26 protein-coding genes and 1 pseudogene are annotated in these 22244 nt (G+C 47.2%); 17 read left to right on the top strand and 10 right to left on the bottom strand.

The features are described 5' to 3' along the window. The first annotated feature begins 1 nt into the window (after position 1). The 4 genes from FSB76_RS01290 (at position 2) to FSB76_RS01275 (ending at position 2310) form a co-directional block, all read left to right on the top strand. Complete coding sequence (locus FSB76_RS01290; protein WP_147051803.1) at positions 2–373, top strand: DoxX family protein; 372 nt, start codon at positions 2–4, stop codon at positions 371–373. Positions 374–465: 92 nt separating this feature from the next. Continuing rightward, positions 466–1086 carry a PAS domain S-box protein gene (locus FSB76_RS01285; protein ID WP_147051802.1) on the top strand — a complete coding sequence of 207 codons (621 nt, stop codon included), beginning with the start codon at positions 466–468 and terminating at the stop codon, positions 1084–1086. Then, a complete protein-coding gene (locus tag FSB76_RS01280) occupies positions 986–1960 on the top strand; it encodes a PAS domain-containing protein (protein WP_158642802.1) in 975 nt (324 codons plus the stop codon). Before FSB76_RS01285 ends, FSB76_RS01280 begins: the two co-directional genes overlap by 101 nt. A 56-nt stretch (positions 1961–2016) precedes the next feature. Beyond that, positions 2017–2310 carry a putative quinol monooxygenase gene (locus FSB76_RS01275; RefSeq protein ID WP_147051800.1) on the top strand — a complete coding sequence of 98 codons (294 nt, stop codon included), beginning with the start codon at positions 2017–2019 and terminating at the stop codon, positions 2308–2310. Positions 2311–2366: 56 nt separating this feature from the next. Here the strand turns inward: FSB76_RS01275 and FSB76_RS01270 are convergent, their stop codons facing one another. After that, positions 2367–5033, bottom strand: a complete 2667-nt coding sequence (locus tag FSB76_RS01270; RefSeq protein ID WP_147051799.1) for a PAS domain-containing protein — start codon at positions 5031–5033, stop codon at positions 2367–2369. 106 nt (positions 5034–5139) lie between these two features. Beyond that, positions 5140–5772 (bottom strand): MarR family winged helix-turn-helix transcriptional regulator, encoded by a 633-nt coding sequence (locus FSB76_RS01265; protein ID WP_147051798.1) that lies wholly within the window; start codon positions 5770–5772, stop codon positions 5140–5142. Between the two features lie 155 nt (positions 5773–5927). On the opposite strand from FSB76_RS01265, the gene FSB76_RS01260 reads away from it, so the two are divergent. Then, positions 5928–6320 carry a hypothetical protein gene (locus FSB76_RS01260; protein WP_147051797.1) on the top strand — a complete coding sequence of 131 codons (393 nt, stop codon included), beginning with the start codon at positions 5928–5930 and terminating at the stop codon, positions 6318–6320. Here the strand turns inward: FSB76_RS01260 and FSB76_RS33020 are convergent. Continuing rightward, entirely contained in the window at positions 6317–6532 is a 216-nt protein-coding gene (locus FSB76_RS33020) for a hypothetical protein (protein ID WP_262713499.1), read from the bottom strand. The two genes, FSB76_RS01260 and FSB76_RS33020, sit on opposite strands and share 4 nt — an antisense overlap. Positions 6533–6600: 68 nt before the next feature. On the opposite strand from FSB76_RS33020, the pseudogene FSB76_RS32640 reads away from it, so the two are divergent. From FSB76_RS32640 to FSB76_RS01240, 3 genes and pseudogenes are all read left to right on the top strand, one after another. Then, positions 6601–6990 (top strand): annotated as a pseudogene (locus FSB76_RS32640) (NAD(P)-dependent oxidoreductase); the annotation flags it as partial. A gap of 1 nt (position 6991) precedes the next feature. Beyond that, positions 6992–7210: a hypothetical protein gene (locus tag FSB76_RS01245; protein ID WP_147051795.1), complete on the top strand. Its 219-nt coding sequence runs from the start codon at positions 6992–6994 to the stop codon at positions 7208–7210. A gap of 6 nt (positions 7211–7216) precedes the next feature. Next, the gene (locus FSB76_RS01240; protein ID WP_147051794.1) at positions 7217–7540 is read left to right on the top strand and encodes an antibiotic biosynthesis monooxygenase family protein; all 324 of its coding nucleotides are present in this window, start codon (positions 7217–7219) and stop codon (positions 7538–7540) included. Between the two features lie 330 nt (positions 7541–7870). On the opposite strand, the gene FSB76_RS01235 is transcribed toward FSB76_RS01240, so the two are convergent. Beyond that, positions 7871–9361, bottom strand: coding sequence for an alpha/beta hydrolase (locus tag FSB76_RS01235; RefSeq protein WP_147051793.1), 1491 nt, complete (start codon positions 9359–9361; stop codon positions 7871–7873). Between the two features lie 147 nt (positions 9362–9508). Here FSB76_RS01235 and FSB76_RS01230 point away from each other — a divergent pair, with 147 nt between their 5' ends. Next, the gene (locus FSB76_RS01230; protein ID WP_147051792.1) at positions 9509–9799 is read left to right on the top strand and encodes a helix-turn-helix domain-containing protein; all 291 of its coding nucleotides are present in this window, start codon (positions 9509–9511) and stop codon (positions 9797–9799) included. A gap of 80 nt (positions 9800–9879) precedes the next feature. Next, positions 9880–10434, top strand: a complete 555-nt coding sequence (locus FSB76_RS01225; protein ID WP_158642801.1) for a phage integrase SAM-like domain-containing protein — start codon at positions 9880–9882, stop codon at positions 10432–10434. A gap of 947 nt (positions 10435–11381) precedes the next feature. Here the strand turns inward: FSB76_RS01225 and FSB76_RS31980 are convergent. Continuing rightward, positions 11382–11558 (bottom strand): hypothetical protein, encoded by a 177-nt coding sequence (locus FSB76_RS31980; protein WP_158642800.1) that lies wholly within the window; start codon positions 11556–11558, stop codon positions 11382–11384. A 93-nt stretch (positions 11559–11651) separates the two neighbouring features. Between FSB76_RS31980 and FSB76_RS01220 the strand changes: the two genes are divergently transcribed. Further along, on the top strand, positions 11652–12761 hold the full coding sequence (locus tag FSB76_RS01220; protein WP_147051790.1) for a S1/P1 nuclease: 1110 nt from the start codon (positions 11652–11654) through the stop codon (positions 12759–12761). A 126-nt stretch (positions 12762–12887) separates the two neighbouring features. Here the strand turns inward: FSB76_RS01220 and FSB76_RS01215 are convergent, their stop codons facing one another. The 5 genes from FSB76_RS01215 to FSB76_RS01195 all read right to left on the bottom strand — a co-directional run bounded on the left by FSB76_RS01215 (position 12888) and on the right by FSB76_RS01195 (position 16130). Further along, positions 12888–13892: a DUF4407 domain-containing protein gene (locus FSB76_RS01215; RefSeq protein WP_147051789.1), complete on the bottom strand. Its 1005-nt coding sequence runs from the start codon at positions 13890–13892 to the stop codon at positions 12888–12890. A 2-nt stretch (positions 13893–13894) separates the two neighbouring features. Beyond that, entirely contained in the window at positions 13895–14464 is a 570-nt protein-coding gene (locus tag FSB76_RS01210; protein WP_192910116.1) for a hypothetical protein, read from the bottom strand. Between the two features lie 4 nt (positions 14465–14468). Next, positions 14469–14849 (bottom strand): HNH endonuclease, encoded by a 381-nt coding sequence (locus FSB76_RS01205; RefSeq protein WP_225976383.1) that lies wholly within the window; start codon positions 14847–14849, stop codon positions 14469–14471. Between the two features lie 32 nt (positions 14850–14881). Then, positions 14882–15172: a DUF3892 domain-containing protein gene (locus FSB76_RS01200; protein ID WP_147051788.1), complete on the bottom strand. Its 291-nt coding sequence runs from the start codon at positions 15170–15172 to the stop codon at positions 14882–14884. Between the two features lie 67 nt (positions 15173–15239). Next, entirely contained in the window at positions 15240–16130 is an 891-nt protein-coding gene (locus tag FSB76_RS01195) for a hypothetical protein (protein ID WP_147051787.1), read from the bottom strand. A gap of 316 nt (positions 16131–16446) precedes the next feature. Between FSB76_RS01195 and FSB76_RS31975 the strand changes: the two genes are divergently transcribed. The 6 genes from FSB76_RS31975 to FSB76_RS01170 all read left to right on the top strand — a co-directional run bounded on the left by FSB76_RS31975 (position 16447) and on the right by FSB76_RS01170 (position 22184). Further along, positions 16447–16608, top strand: coding sequence for a hypothetical protein (locus tag FSB76_RS31975; protein WP_158642799.1), 162 nt, complete (start codon positions 16447–16449; stop codon positions 16606–16608). Between the two features lie 68 nt (positions 16609–16676). Continuing rightward, complete coding sequence (locus FSB76_RS01190) at positions 16677–18323, top strand: tetratricopeptide repeat-containing sensor histidine kinase (protein WP_147051786.1); 1647 nt, start codon at positions 16677–16679, stop codon at positions 18321–18323. Between the two features lies 1 nt (position 18324). Beyond that, positions 18325–18993 (top strand): response regulator, encoded by a 669-nt coding sequence (locus FSB76_RS01185; protein WP_147051785.1) that lies wholly within the window; start codon positions 18325–18327, stop codon positions 18991–18993. A gap of 370 nt (positions 18994–19363) precedes the next feature. Further along, complete coding sequence (locus FSB76_RS01180) at positions 19364–19591, top strand: hypothetical protein (protein ID WP_147051784.1); 228 nt, start codon at positions 19364–19366, stop codon at positions 19589–19591. Positions 19592–19805: 214 nt separating this feature from the next. Further along, positions 19806–21467, top strand: coding sequence for an ATP-dependent nuclease (locus FSB76_RS01175; protein ID WP_147051783.1), 1662 nt, complete (start codon positions 19806–19808; stop codon positions 21465–21467). Between the two features lie 75 nt (positions 21468–21542). Next, positions 21543–22184, top strand: a complete 642-nt coding sequence (locus FSB76_RS01170; protein WP_147051782.1) for a hypothetical protein — start codon at positions 21543–21545, stop codon at positions 22182–22184. Positions 22185–22244 lie beyond the last annotated feature (60 nt).

The following is a 22244-nucleotide window of genomic DNA, read 5'->3' as shown; positions in this document are numbered from 1 at the left end:
CATGAACAAAACAAGAAAAATAATTGGCTGGCTATTGAGCAGCATCGTCCTGCTGTTGATGGCCGCTTCTGCCATCGACAAGATTAGTGGAAGCGCACACGCTTTACAAATGACCAGCTCATTCGGCATATCACCCGGTGTTTATCGCATACTGGGTATCATAGAGCTCGGTTCGGTGATCCTATTTACGGTTCCGAGAACGGGTGTATTGGGCTTGCTGTTGTTATCATCCTACCTGGGTGGCGAGATCGCCACCCATTTACAGCATGAGCAAAGCATTTGGTTTCCGGCGGGCATCGCCACATTGGTCTGGATCAACGCAGTGATCAGGTTCCCCGAATTGTCGACGCGGCTTATTTCAGCTCATGGATAATATTTTGAGCTATAGCGTGATCGTTTAGCGATTTTATTTTTAATTAACATTTTACTCCTTTTTTGCGTAAAAAGCAGCTATATTGCTAAGTGATGCTAAGGAAGAGAATGTTGGGAATGATCGTGCTGCTGGCGCTGGGCTGGGCTTTCGTAGTAGATCCACTAATCACTGTATTGGCCGCTTACCTGGCTCCCCATCATATTAACCTTTTCCGTAGCGTGAATGATACGCTGCTGATTATGGTGGCTGCAGTTGCGTTTTACCGGCACCTACAGCGGGCCATAAGCCAGTACCGCCGCCTTTACCGGGATATCCCCACACCTATGTATGTTTACGATCGTCATACGCTCGACTTTCTGGCCGTGAATGATGCCGCTATCAAACGTTACGGCTATAGCTATAGTCAATTTTTAAATATGAAGGCGACCGATATCCGGCCACCGGATGATACGGATCGGCTGCTGGAAGTGATCGCCGGTCTGACTCCCGGCTATTCAGATGCGGGCCGCTGGCGGCATACGACCGCAGCCGGCGAGGTGTTTCATGTACGCATCTTTGCCCAGCCTACTTCGTTTAGGAACAGGCAGGCGGTTCAGATCGTCGCAATTGACATTGACAAAAAAATCAAAAACGGAACGGGCTTTAGCGGAAAAAACGGCGGAACTGGAGAACGTGCTGGAGAGTATTACCGACGCTTTTTATACCGTAGATAAAGACTGGCGGTTCACCTATGTGAACAGCGAATACGAACGGATACAGAAAAGGAACCGGCAAGATCTGCTGGGCAAGAACATTTGGGCCGAGTTTCCCTATGCTGCTGAACTGGCCTTCTACCCGCAATACCATCGCGCCATGGCCGAGCAGGTCAGCGTGCATTTTGAGGAATACAACCCGGCGCGGGATATGTGGGTGACCGCCAATGCCTATCCGACCGCCAGTGGCCTGGCCATCTATTTCCGGGATATTACCGCCGAAAAGAAGATCCGTGAACAGGTCTACCTGGATGGCCAGGACCTGCGCGCCATCATCAATAATACCAGCGACCTGATCTGGTCGGTTGATAAACAGTTCCATATCATTACCGGTAACGAAGCCTTCTGGAAACGGGTAGCCGAACTGACCGGAAAATCCGCCGGAACGGTGACCAACGATGACTTTGAGCCCAAATTACTGGAACGTTATATCGCCCACTACCAGGAAGCTTTTACAGGCAAAGCTTTCCAGGTCATCAGGGAACGGCAGGAAGAGACGGGTTTGACCATTTACGAACAATTAAGTTTCAACCCCATCCATGACCAGCAATCGGTCATTGGCGTCAACTGTTTTCTGCGGGATATCACCGAACAGCAGCAGCATATCCGCAAGATCGAAAAACAGAACCAGTGCCTGACCGACATCGCCTGGGCACAGTCGCACCGCGTAAGGGTGCCGTTAGCCAATATCCTGGGTTTATTACAGCTTTTTGAAGCCATGGGCCCGGAAGATCAGGATGTTCTCCAAAAGCTCAGCGCTGCCGCTATGGACCTGGATAAAGTGATCCGGGAGATCACCGGCTATGCTGATGGGAACGAAGGAGGCAACCTTTAGCATTTGTGCAATATCGTGGCACTATTCGTGTGGCCATTTAATCTAAATTGAATCAAATGGAAACTTTAGCATTACTGGCCCGCCTGGAGGCCAAACCCGGAAAAGAACAACAAGTTGCAGACTTTTTGAAAAGCGCTTTGCCATTTGCTGAAGTCGAAGCCGGTACCATGCGCTGGTACGCCTGGCAGATCGGCCCTTCGACTTTTGGCATATTCGACACTTTTGCTGATGAAACCGGCCGCGATGCCCACCTGAACGGCGAGATCGCTAAGGCCCTCATGGCGCACGCCGACGAACTTCTGGCTGTTCCACCCGTGATCGAAAAAGTAGAGCTGCTGGCGGTTAAATAAAACACCAATTGCAAAGTACCCGGCGATGATCACCGGGTACCTGCGGTAAGCGTATTTTAATAACGCGCGTCGGGCTGCGGTATCAATGGCAAAGTAAAATAAAAGGTGGATCCTACACCTTTTTCGCTGTCCGCCCAGATCCGCCCGTTATGCCGGCGGATGATCTCTGCACTCAGATATAACCCAATACCGAAGCCGGATATGTGCTGCGTGTGATCCGATTCCACGCGATAATACCGGTCAAATATCTTAGGGAGATCGCTGGCTTTGATTCCCATGCCTTCGTCCTGAATGCTGACCTTTACTTCATTCGCATCGATGCTGCAATGAACCGTGATGAGTTTGCCTTTGGGTGAATATTTGATGGCGTTATGGATCAGATTGGTGATGACAGAATTGATCTTTTCACGGTCAGCTGAAACGGTTACCGCATCGCAGGTATTTATTTCGATATGATGCGAATTTACGGTCAACCTGGTCTCCGCAATAATATCTTCGATCAGTTGTTTCAGATCAAAATCAGACTTTTGCAGCACCAGTTCCGCTGATTCCAAACGGGAAATGTTCAGGAAACCGTTGATCATGCTGCTCATTCGTTTGACCTGCACGTTCGCCTTTTGCATGGCGCCGGCCATAAAAGTGTCTGCGCTATCTTTGAGCTTACGGTCAGCCACCTGCAGGATCGCATTCAGCGAGGTGAGCGGTGTCTTGAGTTCATGGCTAACCATCCCGATAAAATCGCTTTTTCGGATCTCGTTCATCTTTTGTTCCGTAATATCAAGCACCGAGCCGATGAACCGGACCGGTTGATGGTCACTGCCGAAATAGACCCGTCCTTTCGCTCTTACCCAGCGTAGTTGACCGTCGCCCGCCCCAATGGTGCGGTACTCCACATCATAATTACCACCCGAAGCGAATTCATCCATGACATTTGCGATGACGGTCAACACGCGCTGCCGGTCATCCGGGTGCAGGCCGTTCACAAAATCGTGATCATAGGTCACTTTCTCCTGGTGGCTGATGCCGAACAGGGTGCGGCAACGCTCATCCCATTCCAAAGTTCCTCTGAGCAGGTCCATATCAAAAGTGCCGAGTTCGGCGGCTTCCTTGGACAGGCGTGCCTGCTCATAAACCTTTTCCAGTTCGTGCCGGGCGTCGACCTCTTTGGTGACCTCGTGTGCCACAACGACGATCCCGGTGATCTCCCCCTCGCTGTTGCGGAAGGCCTGGTTGATGAAGTCAAAGTAACCTTCTTCCAGTTGTCCGTGGCGCTGTAATACGACCTGCGCCTCGTTGCCGTAATAGGTCTCGCCGGAACGAAATACTTGCTGCATAATTTGAGGGTATGGCTGTCCTTCCAGTTCGGGCAATGCTTCGAGCACCCTTTTGCCGACCACGCTGCGGTCACGGTTCCAGAGCTCGAGAAAAGCATCATTGATCTCTTCGATCACCATCTCTTCTTCCCGAAACAAGGCCATGGCCACCGGGGCCTGAAGGATAATATTGCGGACGTTATCATGGGCGATCGCCAGTTCTTTACGGGCTTTTACATGTTCCGTCACATCATAAACAAAGGCGAGAATACCATCTATGGCTCCCAGCTCGTTTTTCCTGGGCTGGTAGGTAAAGGTAAAATAACGGTCTTTCAGCTTCCCGCCTTCGGTCTCGGCTAAGGGTACGTACAGCTCGCTTAGTCTGACCTCCTGGCCTTTGTGATAAACATCTGAGAGTAGTTGTTCTATAGGCGTGCCCACCAGTTCCGGCAAGGCTTCGAGTATAGGGCGGCCCAACAGGCCCCTGCCCGGAAGCAACTGACTGTAACCTGGATTGACCAATTCATAAACCAGATCAGGGCCACTCAATACGCAGATACCGGCGGGTGCCTGTATGATAAAGGAATATAAGCGGTCGCGAGCCTGCAGCAAGCCCTTGTTCAGCGACTCGATGGCTTCCTGCGCTTTCACCTGTTCCGTGATATCCATGATCACGCCGGTGAAGGCGGAAAACTCGCCGGAAGCGTCAGCCTGGAGGTTGCCCACGGCACGTACCCAACGTAATTGCCCGTCGTGAAAACCCCTTACCGTATGGGTCAGGTCGTAATCCCCGCCGCGCGTGATCGCTTTTTCCACGGCAAGCTTGACCTGATCGCGATAGTCCCCGGTGATCTGCGCAAGGCACAGCTCAAGACTAACTTCATCCCCGGGATAAAAGCCAAACAGTTCTTTCAGCCGCTCATTCACGATGAGTTCCCTCGTTTCAGCGTTGATATGCCAGGTACCGAAATTGGCGGCTTCCAACGCCAGGGCGAGCGTATCACGGGATTCTTTCTCCTTTAGCTCGGCATGGACACGGGCCGATACATCGGTCGCCGTATTCAGAATGGCGTAGGTTTCGCCGGTCTCATCCTTAATGGCACGGTATTCAAAATCGTAATAAAAGGTTTGCAGTTTCCCGTCAACTACGAGCTGGGCAGGTGTTGCCGTGCCCTGATAAGTCACGCCGGTTCGCCATACTTCCTGGAGCAAGGCTTTGAAGGGCTGGCCTCTCAATTCCGGAATTGCTTCTTCCAAGGGCCTGCCGATCACCGTGCGGTCTTTACCCCAGAACGCTATCATGGCATCATTGGCAAACCTGATGATGATTTCTTCCGTCTCATAGATTGCGGTAGCATTACCCGATAGGGCTAATATTTTCAGCAGATCATCACTATTTTTTAAAGGCATGCCAGGCTTTCATTGAGGTTATCCAAACAAAAATAGCATAATAAATTTTTATTTAGAGGCGGCAGGATACGGCCCCTTCGCAAGGTGTTAACAAAGACCTGTTGGTTTAAATAACGTTCTCCTTATAAATTTCTTCGAAGGACTTATTGCGCTGTTTTTGAAATAAGCCCGAAAAGCGGCGATCTACCGGCTGCAGCAACTGGATGCAAAGCCGCTTATCCTCGTCGGTCAGATCGTGCACCATCATTTCGGCCACCTGGAGTACTACGTCTTTGGCTTTCATTAAAGCCGCCTCACCTTTAACGGTCAGCTTCAGTCTTTTCACTCTTTTGTCCTGCTCGTCGTCATATTCGCTCACCAGGCCGCGTTTCTTTAGTCGGATCAGCATATTACTGCCGCTCGACAACTCCATGATATTATTGAAGATCGCCTCGGACTTGATCGGGTTCTTTTGGTTATAGACCGTCACCAGGATACCGAACTCCTCCATCTGATCGATCCCCGTACCTTCCAGCGCCTTATTCGAATAAGCGATATGGAATTTGCCGATCCGGCGCAGCAGGATGACCAGCTGGCCGTTCAGGTCGGGGCGCAATTCGCCTTTGGGCGTGCCGTAAACTTCTTTCTTTACTGATCCGGCCAGGTGGTGCCGGCAAAAGTCCTCAATCGTCGCACCAGGATGCTGTTCCTCATAAGCGCCCCATAATTTCACTAACTCAACGGTTTGATTTACTCCCATATGGTAGCAAAATTAGAAAAAAATGACAAATAACATTTTCATATTACTCCCATTTGGTATAATATTGTAAAATAAAACAACCAAAACGTATTATTATAGCGCTTACTTATCTTTTTCCCGCATTCCTGACCCTGCATTTAACGGCATTGGTCACCATGGCAGGCATTACGCTTGCCGATTATTTTGCTCATGCCACGCTTTGGCGAACACTGGGCCAGGCCGAGCAGCCGGCGGCTTTACTAAACTTCATGGCCCGGTTCCCTCGCATTGCGGGTATCGGTGCGGCGGTGCTGATCTGCACCGGTTTCGGCATGATGTTCCTGACCCATGGGGTTTTCGGCGAACAGCTCTGGTTCCGCATCAAATTCGGCCTGGTGATCCTGCTGATCCTGAACGCGCTCGTCGAGGGCCGCCGGCAGAGCGGAAAGCTGCACAAGCTCCTGGCCGCATCGGGTACTTTTTTTACCGCAGAAATGGAAATGATCAAAAGCCGGCTGAACCGCTTTCATTTGGTACAACTGCTGCTGTTCCTACTCATTATTTTTTAAGCATTTTTAAATTCAACTGATATGACGATGAACCTATTTATTGCCGCGCTAACGGCGGCATCGGCCGCCAGGCGGTTGAACAGGCGCTTGCTGCCGGGCATAAGGTAACCGCTTTGGTACGCGACCCAGCTAAACTCAGCCTGGTACACCCAAACCTCAAGATCGTGCAAGGCGATATTTAAAAGCCCGAAACGTTTGCGTATTATCTTCAAAATCAGGATGCGGTCATGTCGGCGCTCGGCGTCAGCGGCGGCCTGTTCGGAGACAAACCCACCACGCTTTATTCGAGTGTAATGCAAATTTGTTGGCCGCGATGGAACAACATGGGGTAAAGCGGGCCTGTTTTATTTCAGCTTCCGCCGTTGAGATCAGCCCTGTGCTACCCTGGTATGTCCGGCCCATCGCCCGGTATGTCCTGCAAAATTTATTGAAGCACATGTATGCCGACCTGCTTAAAATGGAAGCCCTGGTCAAAGCCAGTAAGGCCGACTGGACCATCATCCGGCCGCCCCAACTGACGGACGGCCCGCTGACTGGAAATTACCGCACGGCGGTCAATCACTTTCTGAAGAATGCCCTGAAGATATCCCGTGCGGATGTGGCGCATTTTATCCTGGCGAAACTAACTGATACAACGACTTATCGCGGAACGGTAGAGATCGCTTATTAAAATGCAGGTGGAAATATTCAATACCAATGTAGAACGGGAAAAAGATGCTGCGGCGATCATCGAGCACTTGTTGCAGCATTTTCCGCATTACCAGATCAACTTTGACTTGGAGGACTGTGACCGTATCCTGCGCATTGCAGCAAAACAACACCCGATCAACAAACAACAGGTTATCCAACTCCTGGGTGTCAAAGGCTACGCCTGCGCCCATTTAATTTAACAAAACATGGAACAATTATTTATCGACCGTTTTATTGTGCCGCCAGCGGCCAAAGCAGAATTTATGGAACGTATGGCCATCAACCGTACGATGATCAACAAGCTGCCCGGCTTTATCCGGGACGAGGCTTTTGTACGCGAGGATGAACAAGGACAATTACATTGCATCACCATTGCGGTGTGGGAAAGCGAATCCGCGCTGAAAGCCGCCAAAGGAACTGTGCAGGCCGAATACCAGCGGCAGGGGTTTAATTTACCGGCGATGCTTGAACGGCTGGACATCCGGATGGAGCGCGGGCAGTTCCAGAAGCTGGAAGATCTGAAAAGTTAAGTGGAACCACTCAATTTACATCCAGGTGCATAGCCGTAAAGTCAAAAGTCAACTTTTGGAAATTCCCAAAGATATCCAGCCCCATATTCATTTAATGCTTCCGCCAGTAAGCGGTAGGATCTTGATCTTGCCCGCTGTTCATAGAGATGCGAAGTGGCCATCAGTTCATCGATGCCCGTGCGACGGATAAAATCATTTAATTGCGTTCGAATGGTTTCCTTACTGCCAAAGAAGAATAGGCAAGCATTTGGATGGCCGCTTCGCGTTCAGCAGCGCTCCAAATGCCGTTCATGCGTTCCACGGGGGGCGGCAAGGGCTGTCTTTTGCCGGTCAGTAACCCAGTTTTTTTAGGAAAGCATTCTGCAGACTGTCCACTTGACCGGAATAGCGGCGGTCCAGCCAGATAAAGTGGCTGGCACCGCCCAGCGCATGGAACTCCAGCGGGTTACCGGCTTCTTTCATGGCGGCTTCAAAGGCCAGGGCCGAAGGAAAAGGTACGTTGCCGTCATTGGTACCATGTAAAGCCAGTACCGGCGGCATCCCTTTGCGGACGAGGAAGGCCGGGGAGATCGCTTTGACCTCCTCTTTATTTTTCAGCGTGCGCCTGATCCAGGCCGTATTCTGATCGGTCAGGTCGTAAACCCCGGAAGTGACCAGCAGGATATTGGGTATCGGGCTGTAATGCAAGTCGTCGGTTGCCTCATTGATCGTACCCGCCAGGGCGCTGGTCAGTACCAGGTGCCCGCCGGCGGAATTACCGGCCGCGACGATACGGGAAGTATCGATCTGGTACTCATCGGCATGCTGCCTAAGCCAGCGGATCGCGGAGCGGGCATCTTTCACGGCTTCAAAGGGCAGGGTCCGCTGCCGTCCATAGATGCGGTATTCGACCGCGCAGGACACCCAGCCATTTTTGGCATCGATTTTACAGGCTTCGAAGAACCAATCGGGTTTGCCTTCCGACCAGCTGCCCCCATGAAAATAAACCATTACCGGGTGTTTTTTGCCGTCATCGGCGGGCAGGAACAGGTGCAGGTCGAGCGGGTAAGCCCCGGCCGTTTTATAGGTTTTGATGAGGTGGCCTTGCCGGCCGCTGTAATCAGTATTGAATGCCACCCTGACCTTACGCAAATAAGCGGTATCCCGGCAACTGACCATAAAATGGTGGTAAATCCCGCCTATATTCTTAATGCCTTTATTATCGATATGGTTCAGCAGGTAATCTTGCTGCCAGAACTCCAGGCATTGGCGGTTATTCACAAAACGCGGAATGATCTTAAAGATCGCCTGCAGTTCCTGGTTGTCCGTATTCCGGTAAACCGGCTTTTCCAGTTCACGGTTGACCTGGTAGGCGAAGAAAGCCCGGGCGTAATCCGTAAAATCGGAACTGGCGGTGAGTCCTGGTTTATTGAAGTCCGGCAGGTTATGTTTGAGCCGCTGCAAAATGAGCGGGCAGATCTTAAAGTCCGAGCCGGTGTAGACGGCGTTCAGGTCCGGATAATCGATCAGGAACTTATCCAGGTAATAATTCAGTTCGAGTTCCTGTTGTTTCAAAAAGGGTGCATCCAGCCGGTTCCGGTAACGGTCGAGTACACCAGTTAGTAAAGCGCGGGCCGAATCGATCTTGGCGGCGAATGCGGCTTCAGGTAAAGAATAATTTTGCTGGTATTGCGCGCGGAAGGGGCGGCTGAACGTCCGGCCGGTCGTTTGCAGTTCGGCTAGGTATTGTTTTTCAGCGAGGGTATCGCGACGAAAGGCGGCGGCCTTCAGGCTGATCAGGGTCAGCACAAGGAAAAAGATCGTTGAGTAGCGGCTGTTCATGGGATTCAAATTGAACTAAAGATACTAACAATCCGGATTTCGCCATCGCAGAGAGGCCCGGATCGCTGGTAAAATGCGGTTTTGACACCCGGATGATCGTTTCAAAAACCGGGTGGTAGAAATTTGTGGGTACCCAACCCATAGCCTATGACCGCAGATGAACTGCTGACCAAAAAAGACCTGGATAATTTCAAGAAAGAATTAATATATATGCTTTCGCCTTTATTAGGTGGAAAGTTGCCTTCCCAGCAAAAATGGCTGAAGAACAAGGATGTGCGGGCTTTGCTGGGCGTTTCCAGTAATACCATCGTGAGCCTGCGGGAGAGCGGGAAGTTGCCCTATCATAAAGTCAACAGCACCTATCTCTACAGGCAGGTGGATATTGACGAGATGATGAAGGGGTTGGAAAAAAAAAGCCCGAAAACGAAAAAAGGCTGAGGGCGCAGCAGCAGACCTTCGCGCTGCTGTTCATCCTGAAAAAGCCCAAAGGCAAGAAAGATCCGCGCTCGCATATTTACGTGCAGTTGCGGGGCAACGGGCAAAAGGAATTGTGGTCGACGCAGCGGAAATGTCTGCGGGAGCATTGGGATGTGCGGGCCAAAAGGGTTTGCGGCGGGCCTAAGGGCGAGGTCCGCGATATCAATGCTTGGCTGGAGGTGCTGCACAGCCCGGTATTCCAGTGCCGTCAGGAACTTTACGGCACGGGTAAGCCATTCACCGCTACCGATATCCGGCGGCTGATGCAGGGCGAAGAACTGTTCCCGGCCCGGACGCTGAGCGAGGTCTGGCATTACCACTATGACCAGGTCGCCCGTTTGCTGGGCAAGGATTATACCTACAGCACCATCCATAAATACAACACTTCCTGGAAAGCGCTCAAGCGTTTTATGAAGCTGCGTTCAGGCGAGGAGGATATCCGGCTGGATGCGTTGGACCTGCACTTCGTGCGGGAGTACGAGGTCTGGCTGAAGACCGACTATGGGGTGATTAATAATACGGCGGTGGGGACTAACAACACTACCAATGTTGCCAAACCAAATGACGATACTCAAATGTTGTTGTTCCAAATTTGAAGCAAATGCAACATCTTTTACAAAACGCCATTGAAAGTAGCCTATAAATAATAGGGTTATAGCTAATCCCCACAAAACCTTTGATGATGGTTGACGAGCATTAAACCATTTGGAAAGCCGCCACCGGCCTTTGACAAGATCTTGTAGTTCCCTTCGTGTTTCGCGGACTAAATAGAAATTGGGCTCCTTTAAAAGAAGAGAGTCAAGTACAGCAGCAAAAAGCTGGAGAACCAATTCAATACGGGATAGATTACTTTTAGAACCTTCGTGTTTTTGGGTTTTGATTGGGTTAAGTAGGTTAATGAGTTTGCCGACTTCCATCTGAGCCCTTTCTGATCGTGATGCCCCATAAAACGTTGAGATTTGAAGGTCAATCTTATTCCACAATGCTTTTGTCAAATCAGATTGAGGTTGTTCGTCGGGGACGATTGTTCTTTTATTAAACATGGTAAAAGAATTAAATAAAAGAAACAGTTTTTACTTCTTACAGACGCCACAGGTTAAACCATCTTTAGCACAATGCTTACAGTATTTGCAGTTCTTGCAGGCATTACAAGGCTTGTCGCCTTTACAGGTTGCGTAGGTTTTATTTGACAGGGTTACACTGCTTGCGCTAACTAATGATCCGCAGCGACAATTAAAATGAGAATGTATTTCTTCATGACTGGTTTGGTGGGTTGAGTAAATATAACTGATTTACAACAACATTCACTGCCAGTCATTTATTTTTCTTGATAACGATTCCATCTTCTTAGGGTCAGTGTGTTCACCAACATAGCAGGTATGCCAATAGCTTACTTCCGACACTTTGTTACGAACGACAGTCGTTATACTGATTTCTTCCTTGCAACGAGTTTGAGGGTCGCACACATGACGGCATTCGCTTTCCTTACAAAGTCTGTAATCAATTCCTGTTTATTTTCAGGTGGATAAAATGTCGCCAAGTATTACTCCTTATAAAAGCGAGTTAGGTCAACCGATAAGCCATTGCGTTTATGAAGCTCAATCAGGTGATTGAGATTATGGCTGGTGATTTTACTCTTTACTTTGGGATTAACAGCAATCCATGATACCAGGTCTTGTTTTAATAATTCATAAAGTCTTGTTACAGAATAAACATTCATCGCCGTATCCTCTGGAATGCAAAGTTGCTAATTAATTTAGTAAAAATCTCAAATTAAGATTTCAACTTCCAATGTGTTTCATACTTTTGCATTATGAGAAAACAGTTGGCAATTGTGGCCGTGATCGGTCTTTCATTAGGTTTAATTTCATGGGGGTTCAAAGGGCATAGAGCCGTTGCAACCATCGCCGAGAAACATTTAACATCCAATACTGCAAATGTTGTAAAAGCCTATCTAAAGGGGGAAACTATTACAAATGTGAGTACCTGGGCCGACGAAAACAGGGATAAAGCTACGTCGTCATGGCATTACCTTAATTTACCTTTAGGGTTAAATCATGACCAGTTTTTGGATGCGGTAAGTAAGCAAGGGAATGACAACGTTTATTCTGCGATACTTAAAGTTGAAGCTATGTTAAAAGATAACACATCAACGCCAGTTCAAAAGAATGAAGCTTTAAAATACCTTATTCACCTGGTCGGTGATGCTCATCAGCCTATGCATGTTAGCCGTAAAGAAGATAAAGGCGGCAATACCATTCAGCTTCAATTTGATGGAAAAGGAACCAATTTGCATGCCCTTTGGGATAGCCGGCTCATCGAACATGAGGGCTTAAGCGAGGCTGATATCGTGAAACAATACGATTGGGCCAATGATGCTCAAATTAAGAAGTGGCAGGCTGATAGTCCCATGGAATGGCTTTGGGAAAGTTACCAGATAAGTACTGAACTTTATGCAGATGTTAAGTCCGGTCAAACCATTGATGAAGCCTATTACAAGAAGTACATCAAAACGATTCACTTACGGATTGATCAGGCTGGTGTTCGGTTAGCCGGTGAGTTAAATAAACTGTTTAATGAAGTTACTGCGCCTAAGATAGATGTGACTGCAATGTTCGTAAACAAAGCCACAAAAGATATTGTGTCTGTGACACCTCTTAACGCTATTGGTAAAGCCGTGGGGAATGTTGTTAGTACCACAGGTAAAGTATTCAGTGTTAAGGATATTGGTAGTATGGTATTGGTTAACTTAGGTGCTGCGTATCCGAATCAATTGCTGACTGTAGTATTAAAAGGTGACGCTAAACAAATGGCTTCCCAAATTGAGGGTAAGACCATATCCGTTGAGGGAACTGTTATTGATTATAAAGGCAAGCCTGAGATTGTAATTACTGAAGCAAACAAAATTTCAATAAAAGAGTAGTCTTTAGCACTCACTAAGTTGATTAAGCCTGGTGGGTGCGACGTTAAATCATTAATGCTCAACAGTAGTTAAACTACGCAGGCGGCAGTCATAACATAACCGCTGCAATATATCCATCTGCCATATTCATTTTACTGGCCCTGGCACCTGCATCGCCAGCAATTTTAATTTGCGTTTTTGTAATTCCATGTGATGCTGGATAGTCGCGTCATAATCCGTTTCTCCATGAGTCATTTTGTTGATCATGATGAAAATCTCGATGCCCAGCAAAAGCAGGGCCCAGAACGCCCAAACAAATAAAGCCGGCCCGGAATCCCGCAGGATATGGTACATCAGTTGTAGTTCAAACAGAAACCCGCTGTTAGCTTTCGCCTCTTGTGTTACCTCGTCTCTTAGCTTTAATATGCGATTTTCCTGGTCTACCTTTATTGCCCGAATTTCTTTAATTTGTGCGTCAATTGGTGCGAGCATCGACATTTTCGGATTGGGTATGGAATTGATGGTTATTGCGGTTTTTCTGACAAGGTTTGTTTTAGTTGTTGTCGTTTTATTGGTATCAGTAGTAACCGTAGGCACGGCAATAACGTCATTTACCTTACCAACCATTTTAATAGTTGGGTTTTTGGTCAGTTCATCTACCAGTGCTTTGCGTTCCGCCTCCTTTTTATTGATGGTAAGATCCGTTTCAGCAGCCTGGGCTTTCAGTTCTCTTTCTCTCGCTGGCAATAGCGAATCTACTTGTGCATTTAGCTCAAACGATTCTTTGTGTTTGATATCCTCGCGAAAAATGATCTGGTCAATGATGATCGAACCGATGACTGCCATTATCAGGGCGATAAATGCCCGGACGCCATATTTCCATTTGCTTTGTGAATCAGAAAGAATAATTTGTCGTTCTACCTGCAAAATGATCAGTACAAATAATACCCCTCCAAGAATACTGTAGTACCATTCTGCCGCCAGGTATTTGCTGACAAAGGAATAGCCTATAAATGCCCATAGGATACAAATGATCATGAGCGCAGCAGTGTAACGCTTAACTGCACGGTGCGCAATTTCACTGCAACCTTGCAGCACTGCATATTTATAGCCTGTAAGAAAACACCCGAACTTGATCCACCGGTCTTTCATCGTTAAAATCTCCTTGATAAAATATGGTGATGGGAAATGGCTGCCAGTCCGTTTTTGAAACCCCGTGTATAACTGATCAGTATCCCTTTGCAATCGCCTTCCTCACGTGCCGTGTCACCCTCGATAGCTTTTACCTTGTCAATATGGCCCTGTGCGATCTTTTTTTTCATCTCCAACTCCTCGACCATATCTACCATTCCGCTCCGGGACCTGGTTGTAATATGAAATTCAGTTTCCTGGACAAAGTCTTCGTAGAATGTTCTTACTTTATTGAGTGTCCGGATCAGTTCGCTTTTAAGCGCCTCCAGGTTTTGGTTCAGGTTGCTGACATCAGGGTTTACCAAAGCATCGTCATAACCTTTTACTTCATGATTTTTATCCATAAAGGCATATAACACACCAATATGATGATCAACCGGCATTTGTGCCTGGACCTGTTCCTTCGGAGCACTCGTTTCGACAAAAACGCGTTCCTCTACCTCTGGCAGGGCTGGTGTGGGGTTCGGAAAATGCCCATTGAGGGGCGGGGTCTGTGCACCATTATTATCGGCGCGTTTAAAAAAACTAAACATAGGTTCAAATTATTAAGACCGGTACTTTGAATTTACTGTGGCCTCGTTGGTGACAGCTTTTGCATAACGTGATCATCAGGTAATCTGGATAATCCCAGGGGACTTTAAATCCTTTCATTGCCTTGACATATTGATACTGGCGGTGATGCACCTGTATCTCGTCTGTCCCTTTGCAAATTACGCAACACCCTTTATCGCGGCTGATGATCTCATTTCGCTTAGCCTTCCAGCGAGGGTCAAATAGCAAATTGCCATAGGAGCCGTGCGCTGGCGGATCAATAGGCTGCGCAACGGGATCGGCCCCGGCCGGTTCGTCGTCGCGCCGGTAGCGTCCAACCTGCTTTTGGTTCGCAATCCACGGGCTGCTGTAATGATTGATTTGCATACTAAGTGATAAGGTTTAGGATAGCATTCCGGTTAGCTGCATTCTTTAAAATTTAGCAGGTTATCAGATTTGACATCATCTGCTACAGTCTTTACATACTTTGTACCCTTATCGGTTGTCTTTGCGACAAGTTTTGCTTTGTTACCGGCTGAATCCTTTACATAGTCTTCGCCGCCATCTTTTACAAAATCGTACATTTCCACTCGGTTGGCGCTTCCGGTTTTTTGATCGGCTTCATTTAACCAGTTCATACTCTTGAAAGCGACATATGGATTTTCATGATTGCCGTTATCTTTTTTTATACAATTGATTATAACTGACATAATCTTCTTTATTATGCCTCAAAAATACTTCGCGTTAATGGGGGAATTTTACGGGAAACCGTAAACGCTAATTTTTGATGTGCAGCACGTATTTCTCAAAAATATGGGTAGTCATTGGTAGCACCCTTAAATTGGTATCCAAGGGATTTGGGCCGCTGTCGGTGTAAAATTGAACACTGCCTTTATAATTGCTGTACCAAACTTTCCCTACAGATTGATACGTAAGCGTTTTTTTCGGTTCGCTGATGCGTTTAAAATGATCGACCAGTTCCTGGTTGATTGGATAATGCGGCGCATCGGAGGACCGGTCCTTGCATTCGATGGGTTCATAGTGGTCATCGTCCCAGATCATACAGCCCTCTTTACCAGTATAGTGTTTTTCCATCTTTTTAGAAATCAGGTACCAGCTCATTCCTGCAATGATGACAGCTGCAATAATCCACAAAAATTTATAGCTCTTGCCTTTTGTCGGTTCCTCGCCGGGTTCTACAGGATTCTCACTCGGGTCTGGGTTTCCGGGAGGCTCGTCGGTCACTATTTCGGGTGGCGCAGGCTTGATGGGCGGATCAAAAGTGATTGTGGCTGGCAAACTCGGATGATAGGGGCGGGGTTTAAAGCCTATAAGCAAAGCCAATAAATCGATGTTTCTAATATTGGTCTTTATCGACCGGTCGTCAAACAGGTTTACTAATGGCCGGAACGGATCTGCTTTGCCGGTTGAGAAAGCCTTTCGGTAGCCAGCAGCATTATCCTTCTTGCCGACAAAAGACTCTAATATCTTTTCGTCACCTGTACTTAATTTAGAGCCTTGCTCGCAAATCATTATGACCAACGACTTGATTTTGGCCGGTGTTGGGACCAACAACGCCGAAAGCGACGGCTCGTTTTTCATTTGCCTGTCATACTCCGCCAGGACCAATTCTTTATACTCAGACTCAGACATTTTTAAATTTTTCAAGGATAAATCTAAAACATTTTTTGGAATTCCATTCGCATTTCCGGAATCGCGCCGGAAATAATGGAAATACCGGAACCGGTTGATAGTAAGTTCATTATGTCGCCGCATATTTGTTCCGGCAATCGATTCGAACTATTGCTGCGAGCAAAGGCGGCGGCGGCAGCCACCCGGCTTGGGAAGCGGTTAACTGCTTCCGCCGTCTATGCTCACACTTCCCAAAAATGTAAGAGGCGCCTCTTACGCGGTTTGCAGCTATGTCCCGGGACAGTCCCGGGGCGGGCCTGCAGGATTTATTAACCCTTTAAATTTTTTGAAAATGCTAAATATTTTTTTGGCGTTATGGCTGGCTTTTGCCTGCCCTGCGCAACATCATTCCGGCTGTAATAACGACAATACCATTACGGTAACCGCCAATAGCGAAACAGGCGGCGATAACGGGCACCCGCCTCCGCCACCTCCGCCGCCTCCCGGCAGCTAAACTTAAAATAAGGCAAGTGCAAGCTTGCCTTATTTTTTGTAATTAGTTGTATTTTAGCGGCAGGAACCTTGAAAAATTTATCACCAATATGGATTTTGACGCTGCTGATTTTTACGGCTTGCCATAGGTCAGCCCCCACCAAAGCTCCCGACCTGTGGGCAGATTACCGAAATGCCTATGGGCTTTTAAGTAAGAATAAAGATTCCGCCTTTTATTATTTTAACCGTTCGGCTACGAATTCAGCTAACAAGGAACAGGTTGCGATGGCTTACCAGAATATGGCGTTGATCCAGTCGGATGCCGGTGATCATTACGGCGCGCAGGAAAGCTTGACCCTGGCGTTAAAATCATTAGACGAACACGATCCCAAAAATCGCGGGCACCTGGCGGAGGATTACAACCAGATGGGGATGACCTTCGCCAATTTGGATGACAGTAAGCAGGCGCTTACTTATTACGCGCTGGCGCTACGGTATGCCGATAGTCCGCAGTTAAGGGCATATTTCCTGAATAATCAGGGTAATGCCTACAAAAAGCAGAAAGCATTTGGCAAAGCCTTATCAAGTTATGATGAGGTGCTCCGGATAGTTGACCCTAAAGGTACAGACTATGCGCGGACACTGACGAACGTGGCGACGACGAAGTGGTTACGGAACGCGAGCTACAATGCGGCGCCGGAGCTTTTGCGGTCCCTTGCGATCCGGCTACGCGAAAAAGATATTTGGGGTGAAAACTCAAGCTATACGCACCTTGCAGAGTTTTACATGGACCGCAAGCCGGATTCGGCATTATGGTACGCGCGAAAAATGTTTGCTGCGGCTAACAAATTAAATAGCCCGGACGACCAATTAGCTGCCTTGCGAAAACTCATCGTACTCATTCCTGACCAGTCAAAAATCTATTTTCAACAGTACCAGCGCCTGGAGGATAGCCTGCAATCTGCGCGCAGTGCGGAAAAAAGTCAATTCGCAGTGATCAGGTATAATGTCGAGAAGGCAAAAATCGAGAATTTGCAGTTGCAAGAGAAGAATACGGAAAGGAATTACCAGTTGCTGGTGGTGACACTTGTTGCACTGGCCGGCGCCTTTCTTGGGTTTTGGCTCTATAAACGGCGCAAAAGACGAATGCAGATGGAGGCTGACCGCAGGCTTCAGGAAAGTAAGCTGCGCCTGTCGCAAAAGGTCCATGATAAGGTCGCCAACGGGATTTACCAGATTATGAGCGGGATTGAACACCTCCCGGAAATCGATCGTACGGTTTTGCTCGACCAGTTGGAAAACATGTATAACATATCCCGGAACGTTGCGCACGATGAGGCTGAATCTGTAGTTGATTTCAAGGAAAGGATCAGCACGATGCTCAATGCTTTTAAAAATCCATCACTGCGGCTTGCAGTTGAAGGCAATGAAACAGAACTGTGGCAGGTGGTCAATTTAGAAGTAAGAGAACAATTGCTATTGGTTTTACAGGAACTGATGGTAAATATGAGCAAGCATAGTAAGGCGACGCAAGCGTATGTAGGTTTCAAGGCAAAAGATGACCGGCTTATTCTAGAATACCGCGACGATGGAATCGGACTGAACGGGAAGGAGACAACCGGAAAAGGAATGCAGAATACGGTTTCCCGTATTGAAGTATTGAACGGTGCGATTAATTTTGAAGGTGCGGAGGCAAATGGCCTCCGGATTCTAATTCAATTACCGATTTCTGATTGATATGCAGTTTAACCATATTCTTATTGTTGAAGACCAGGACATGGCCAACTTGTCGCTGAGGATAACGCTGGAGGGCCTGGAGTTGCCGCGCCCGATGCATATTTATCATACCAGCCACGCCATTTCGCTTTTGAAGAAAGCGGTTTCGGAAAAGCATCCGTTTGACTTGCTGATTACGGACCTGTATTTTGAGGAGGAAGGCACGGCAAAACAGCTGCCGGACGGTATGGAACTCATCCGGGAAGCAAAACTATTACAACCGGAACTCAAGGTGCTGGTGTTTTCTACGGAAAGTAAAATCGCGATGATCCGCCGCCTGTATGAGGAGTTGGGCGTAGACGGTTTTGTGCGCAAGGCGCGGGGGGATGCGGGGGAGCTGAAAAACGCGCTGGAACAGCTTTCCGAAAACCGCCGCTACTATCCCCGCGATTACCGTGCACTTGCCGCGAAGGGGAACCAGCATGACTTCACGGACCGGGATAAAGCAATTGTCCGCTTGCTTAACGAGGGGTATTCCCAACAGCAAATCGCAGACTGGCTGGAACTGAACGGGATGCCTCCTTTTGGATTAAGCAGTGTGGAGAAGCGTTTGAAACTGATGCGAACGGCGATGAATTTTAGTAAGAACCAGCAACTGATCGGCTTTTGTAAGGAATTGGGTATGATTTGACCATCGTTACGGTTTCCCGTAAAAGCGGCTGCCATGAGCCTTTTATTTTTGACATAAATCTTTAATCATAATTTATGAAGACGCTATTATTATTCGTGGTTTGGTCACTTTCCACTGTGCAGACCTCTTCGACTACCGTTTACATTTGCAGCGGCGCCAAAGGAAAGAAATATCATTTGCGGTCTGATTGCCGGGGATTGAGCCATTGTACGCACCAGGTCGTGAAAATGAAACTGGCTGATGCAGAGAAGGAGGGAAGAACGCTTTGCGGCTTTGAGAAGTAGTGCTTTTTATTTTCTCTTTACGGAAAACCGGAAAAAACAGGGTTTGTGAACTGTGATATTTGAGCTCACATTTTAAATTCAATTTTATGTCAGCAGCTTATGTAGAACACAGGCCTATTTCTTCAGACAAGAATGCGGCTACCGACCACCATGTAGTCATTGTTAACGGTGCGTCCGTTGGAGGTAAATTTGATACCCAACGCGAGGCAAAGGACTATGCGTGTAAAGAGGGTTACCATCCGGTACATGTTGCGCGGGAACGCCACCTGCAAAACAGGGATATTCCTGATCATTGGAGGAAAGATCCATGCTAATCTAAAGTGTTGTTCACGGAAGCCGGCGTATACTTATCCGTCGGCTTTTTTCTGTCAGGAAATTAAAAAAAAGCGATTAAGAGTAGATCAAATGACCTGTGGAGAGAGTAAACCAGCCAAAGCAGCTGAATCTGCGGATTTGAAACCACAAGTACCGCCTAAACCAAAGAATTGATAAAAAAGCTCGAAACATTCACGGGCATAACTTTATTACATGAAACTTCAAAAACTCATCATTAAAAATTTCAGGGGCTTAAAAGGCGAAAAAAATATAATCGATTTTTCGAAGTCCAATATTATTTTTTTGATCGGCCAGAACAACGCCGGCAAATCTTCGTTCCTGCGGGGGTATGAATTTTTTGTTAACTCTTCTCAAAAGGCCGCACTTTCCGACTTTTTCAATTACGATATAAATGAGCCAATTGTTATCGAAGGGGTATTTCTTAAGGAACAAGCCGATGAAACTGATGATGAACTGAAGGGAAAAGGCAAATCGGAAGAACCGGACTGGGTTAACAAATGGGTTGATGCCGATAACCTGGTGCGAATAAGGAAAGTATGGAAAATGCACGATGAGGCTTTTGAAAAGTACACTTTTTCGCCTCAAACCGACTCCTGGATAATGAATGGGTTTGGCGGCATGCAATCGCTCTTTACCAAATATTCACCTACCGCGATCAGCATCAGCGCCATGGAAAGCGAATCCTCGCTTGAAGATAAAGTTAATAAGTTGATCCAGGATGACGTTTTAAAAAAATTAAGGGAGGATTACCCTGATGATTTTAGTAAACTGGTGACCGGCGTTAAAGACTTGCAGAAAAAAGTACTGGGATCAGATATTGTTTCGAAGTACAACGACGAGATCAACGAGCAGTTCAAAAAAGTTTTTGCTGACCTGACTTTGAAAATCGACCCAAAAAACGATGAATATATCAAACTCGAAGATGCGTTCAAAAAGAACCATTCGGTAAATATCCGTAAAGATGGAATCGACCGTGATGAAGTGTTCACCCAGTATGGGCATGGCGTGATCAGGCAGGCTTTATATAATTTTATTTCGTTTTTGAAGAAAACAAGCTCAGGCACCCGTAAAAGTTATATCATTCTGTTTGAAGAGCCTGAACTTTTTCTTCACCCTGAAGCGGCGTTCCGATTGCGGAAAAGTCTGTATGATCTCGCCGAAAATAGTCCGTTCCAAATATTGATCGCCACACATTCGCCCTTAATGATCGATATTTCCAAACCACATACTTCACTGGTTCGTATAGTAAAGCACGCTGACGAGTCCACCGAAGCATACCAGGTTGACGATGATGTCTTTCGTGGCGATGAGGAGAAAAAAGACCGCATCCAGATGATCAACCGGTTCAATCCCCACATCTGCGAATCGTTCTATGCAAAAAACGTGATCATCGTGGAGGGCGATACTGAGGCGATCGTATTCAGAGACCTGATCGGCCGTTTTTATAACCAATACGAAGTGTATGTGCTGAATTCGGGCACGAAAAATAATATCCCGTTTTTCCAGGAGATCTTTACGGCTTTTCATATTCAGCATTGTGTCATCCATGATAGCGATTCCCGGACTATTCCTAACGGAAATGCCAACAGCGCCTGGTCGCTGAACGAATCTATCTGGAGAAATATTGAACTTTCGAATGCAAAAAAAAACGGGCTTGCAAGAAGATATGTTCACATCGGCAACTTTGAAGTTGCGCATGATGTGCAATTAACGGGTAAAGATAAACCGTTGAAAGCTTATGAGTACGTTGTTACTCTTGATCAGGATTCTGATGTTCCCTGTTTGAAAATATTAAAAGATTTGTTCGGGGACCAAGTAATCCTTCATGATAAGGACTTTGTAGACGGGCTGTAGCTTGAAAAAAGATAAATAAGGTTAAACCGGTACGTATCTGTACATTTAGATTCGATAAAACTTAAAATAAGTATCATGGATATGCTCGTCTATGTACTTGCCGGCCTTGTTGTCGGCACGCTGCTTGGCTGGTTTATTGCGAAAGCCAGCAAACCCAAATTATCCGCTGGTTCCAGCGAGGAATATATTGAACTGGATAAGGCTTTTGCCGCATACCGGGCGACCAGCGAGGCAAACCTGCAAAATGCTGAAAAAAGCATGAACGGGCTGGCAACCGAAAACAGCGAGCTTAGTCAGGCGTTGGAAACGATGCAATCCATGCTTGCTGAGACCAAAGAACAGCTGGGCATCCTGTCGGCTGGTTATCAGTCTTTGGAATCAACTTTAGTTACGGAGAAAGAAAATGCCGCAAGTCTGAGCCGGGATATTGCTACTAAAAACCTTGAGCTAAATACATCGCAACAAAGTTTGGCAACTATAGATGCCAATCATAAAGCTGCTTTAGAGAGCTTGCAAGCCGAAAGGGAACGAAATATCAAATTAACTGCGGAGTTAAATATAAATACGATTGAACTTAACAAAACGCATCAAAACCTGGCAACCGCGAGTGCTAATTACAAGGGCACATTGGAGTTGTTGCAATCTGAAAAGGATGCGCTTACGCAACTAAAAACAGAGCTAAAAAATGTACGAGATCATTTGAACGACAGGAACTAGGCGCTGGCCACAGCGAATGCGGACAACAAAGCCCTGAACGATAAGCTCGAAACCCAGAAA

The sequence above is a fragment of the Mucilaginibacter ginsenosidivorax genome (assembly GCF_007971525.1).
GTDB lineage: Bacteria > Bacteroidota > Bacteroidia > Sphingobacteriales > Sphingobacteriaceae > Mucilaginibacter > Mucilaginibacter ginsenosidivorax.
Note: the sequence above shows the minus strand (reverse complement) of the source record. Positions and strands in the feature narration are given on the sequence as shown.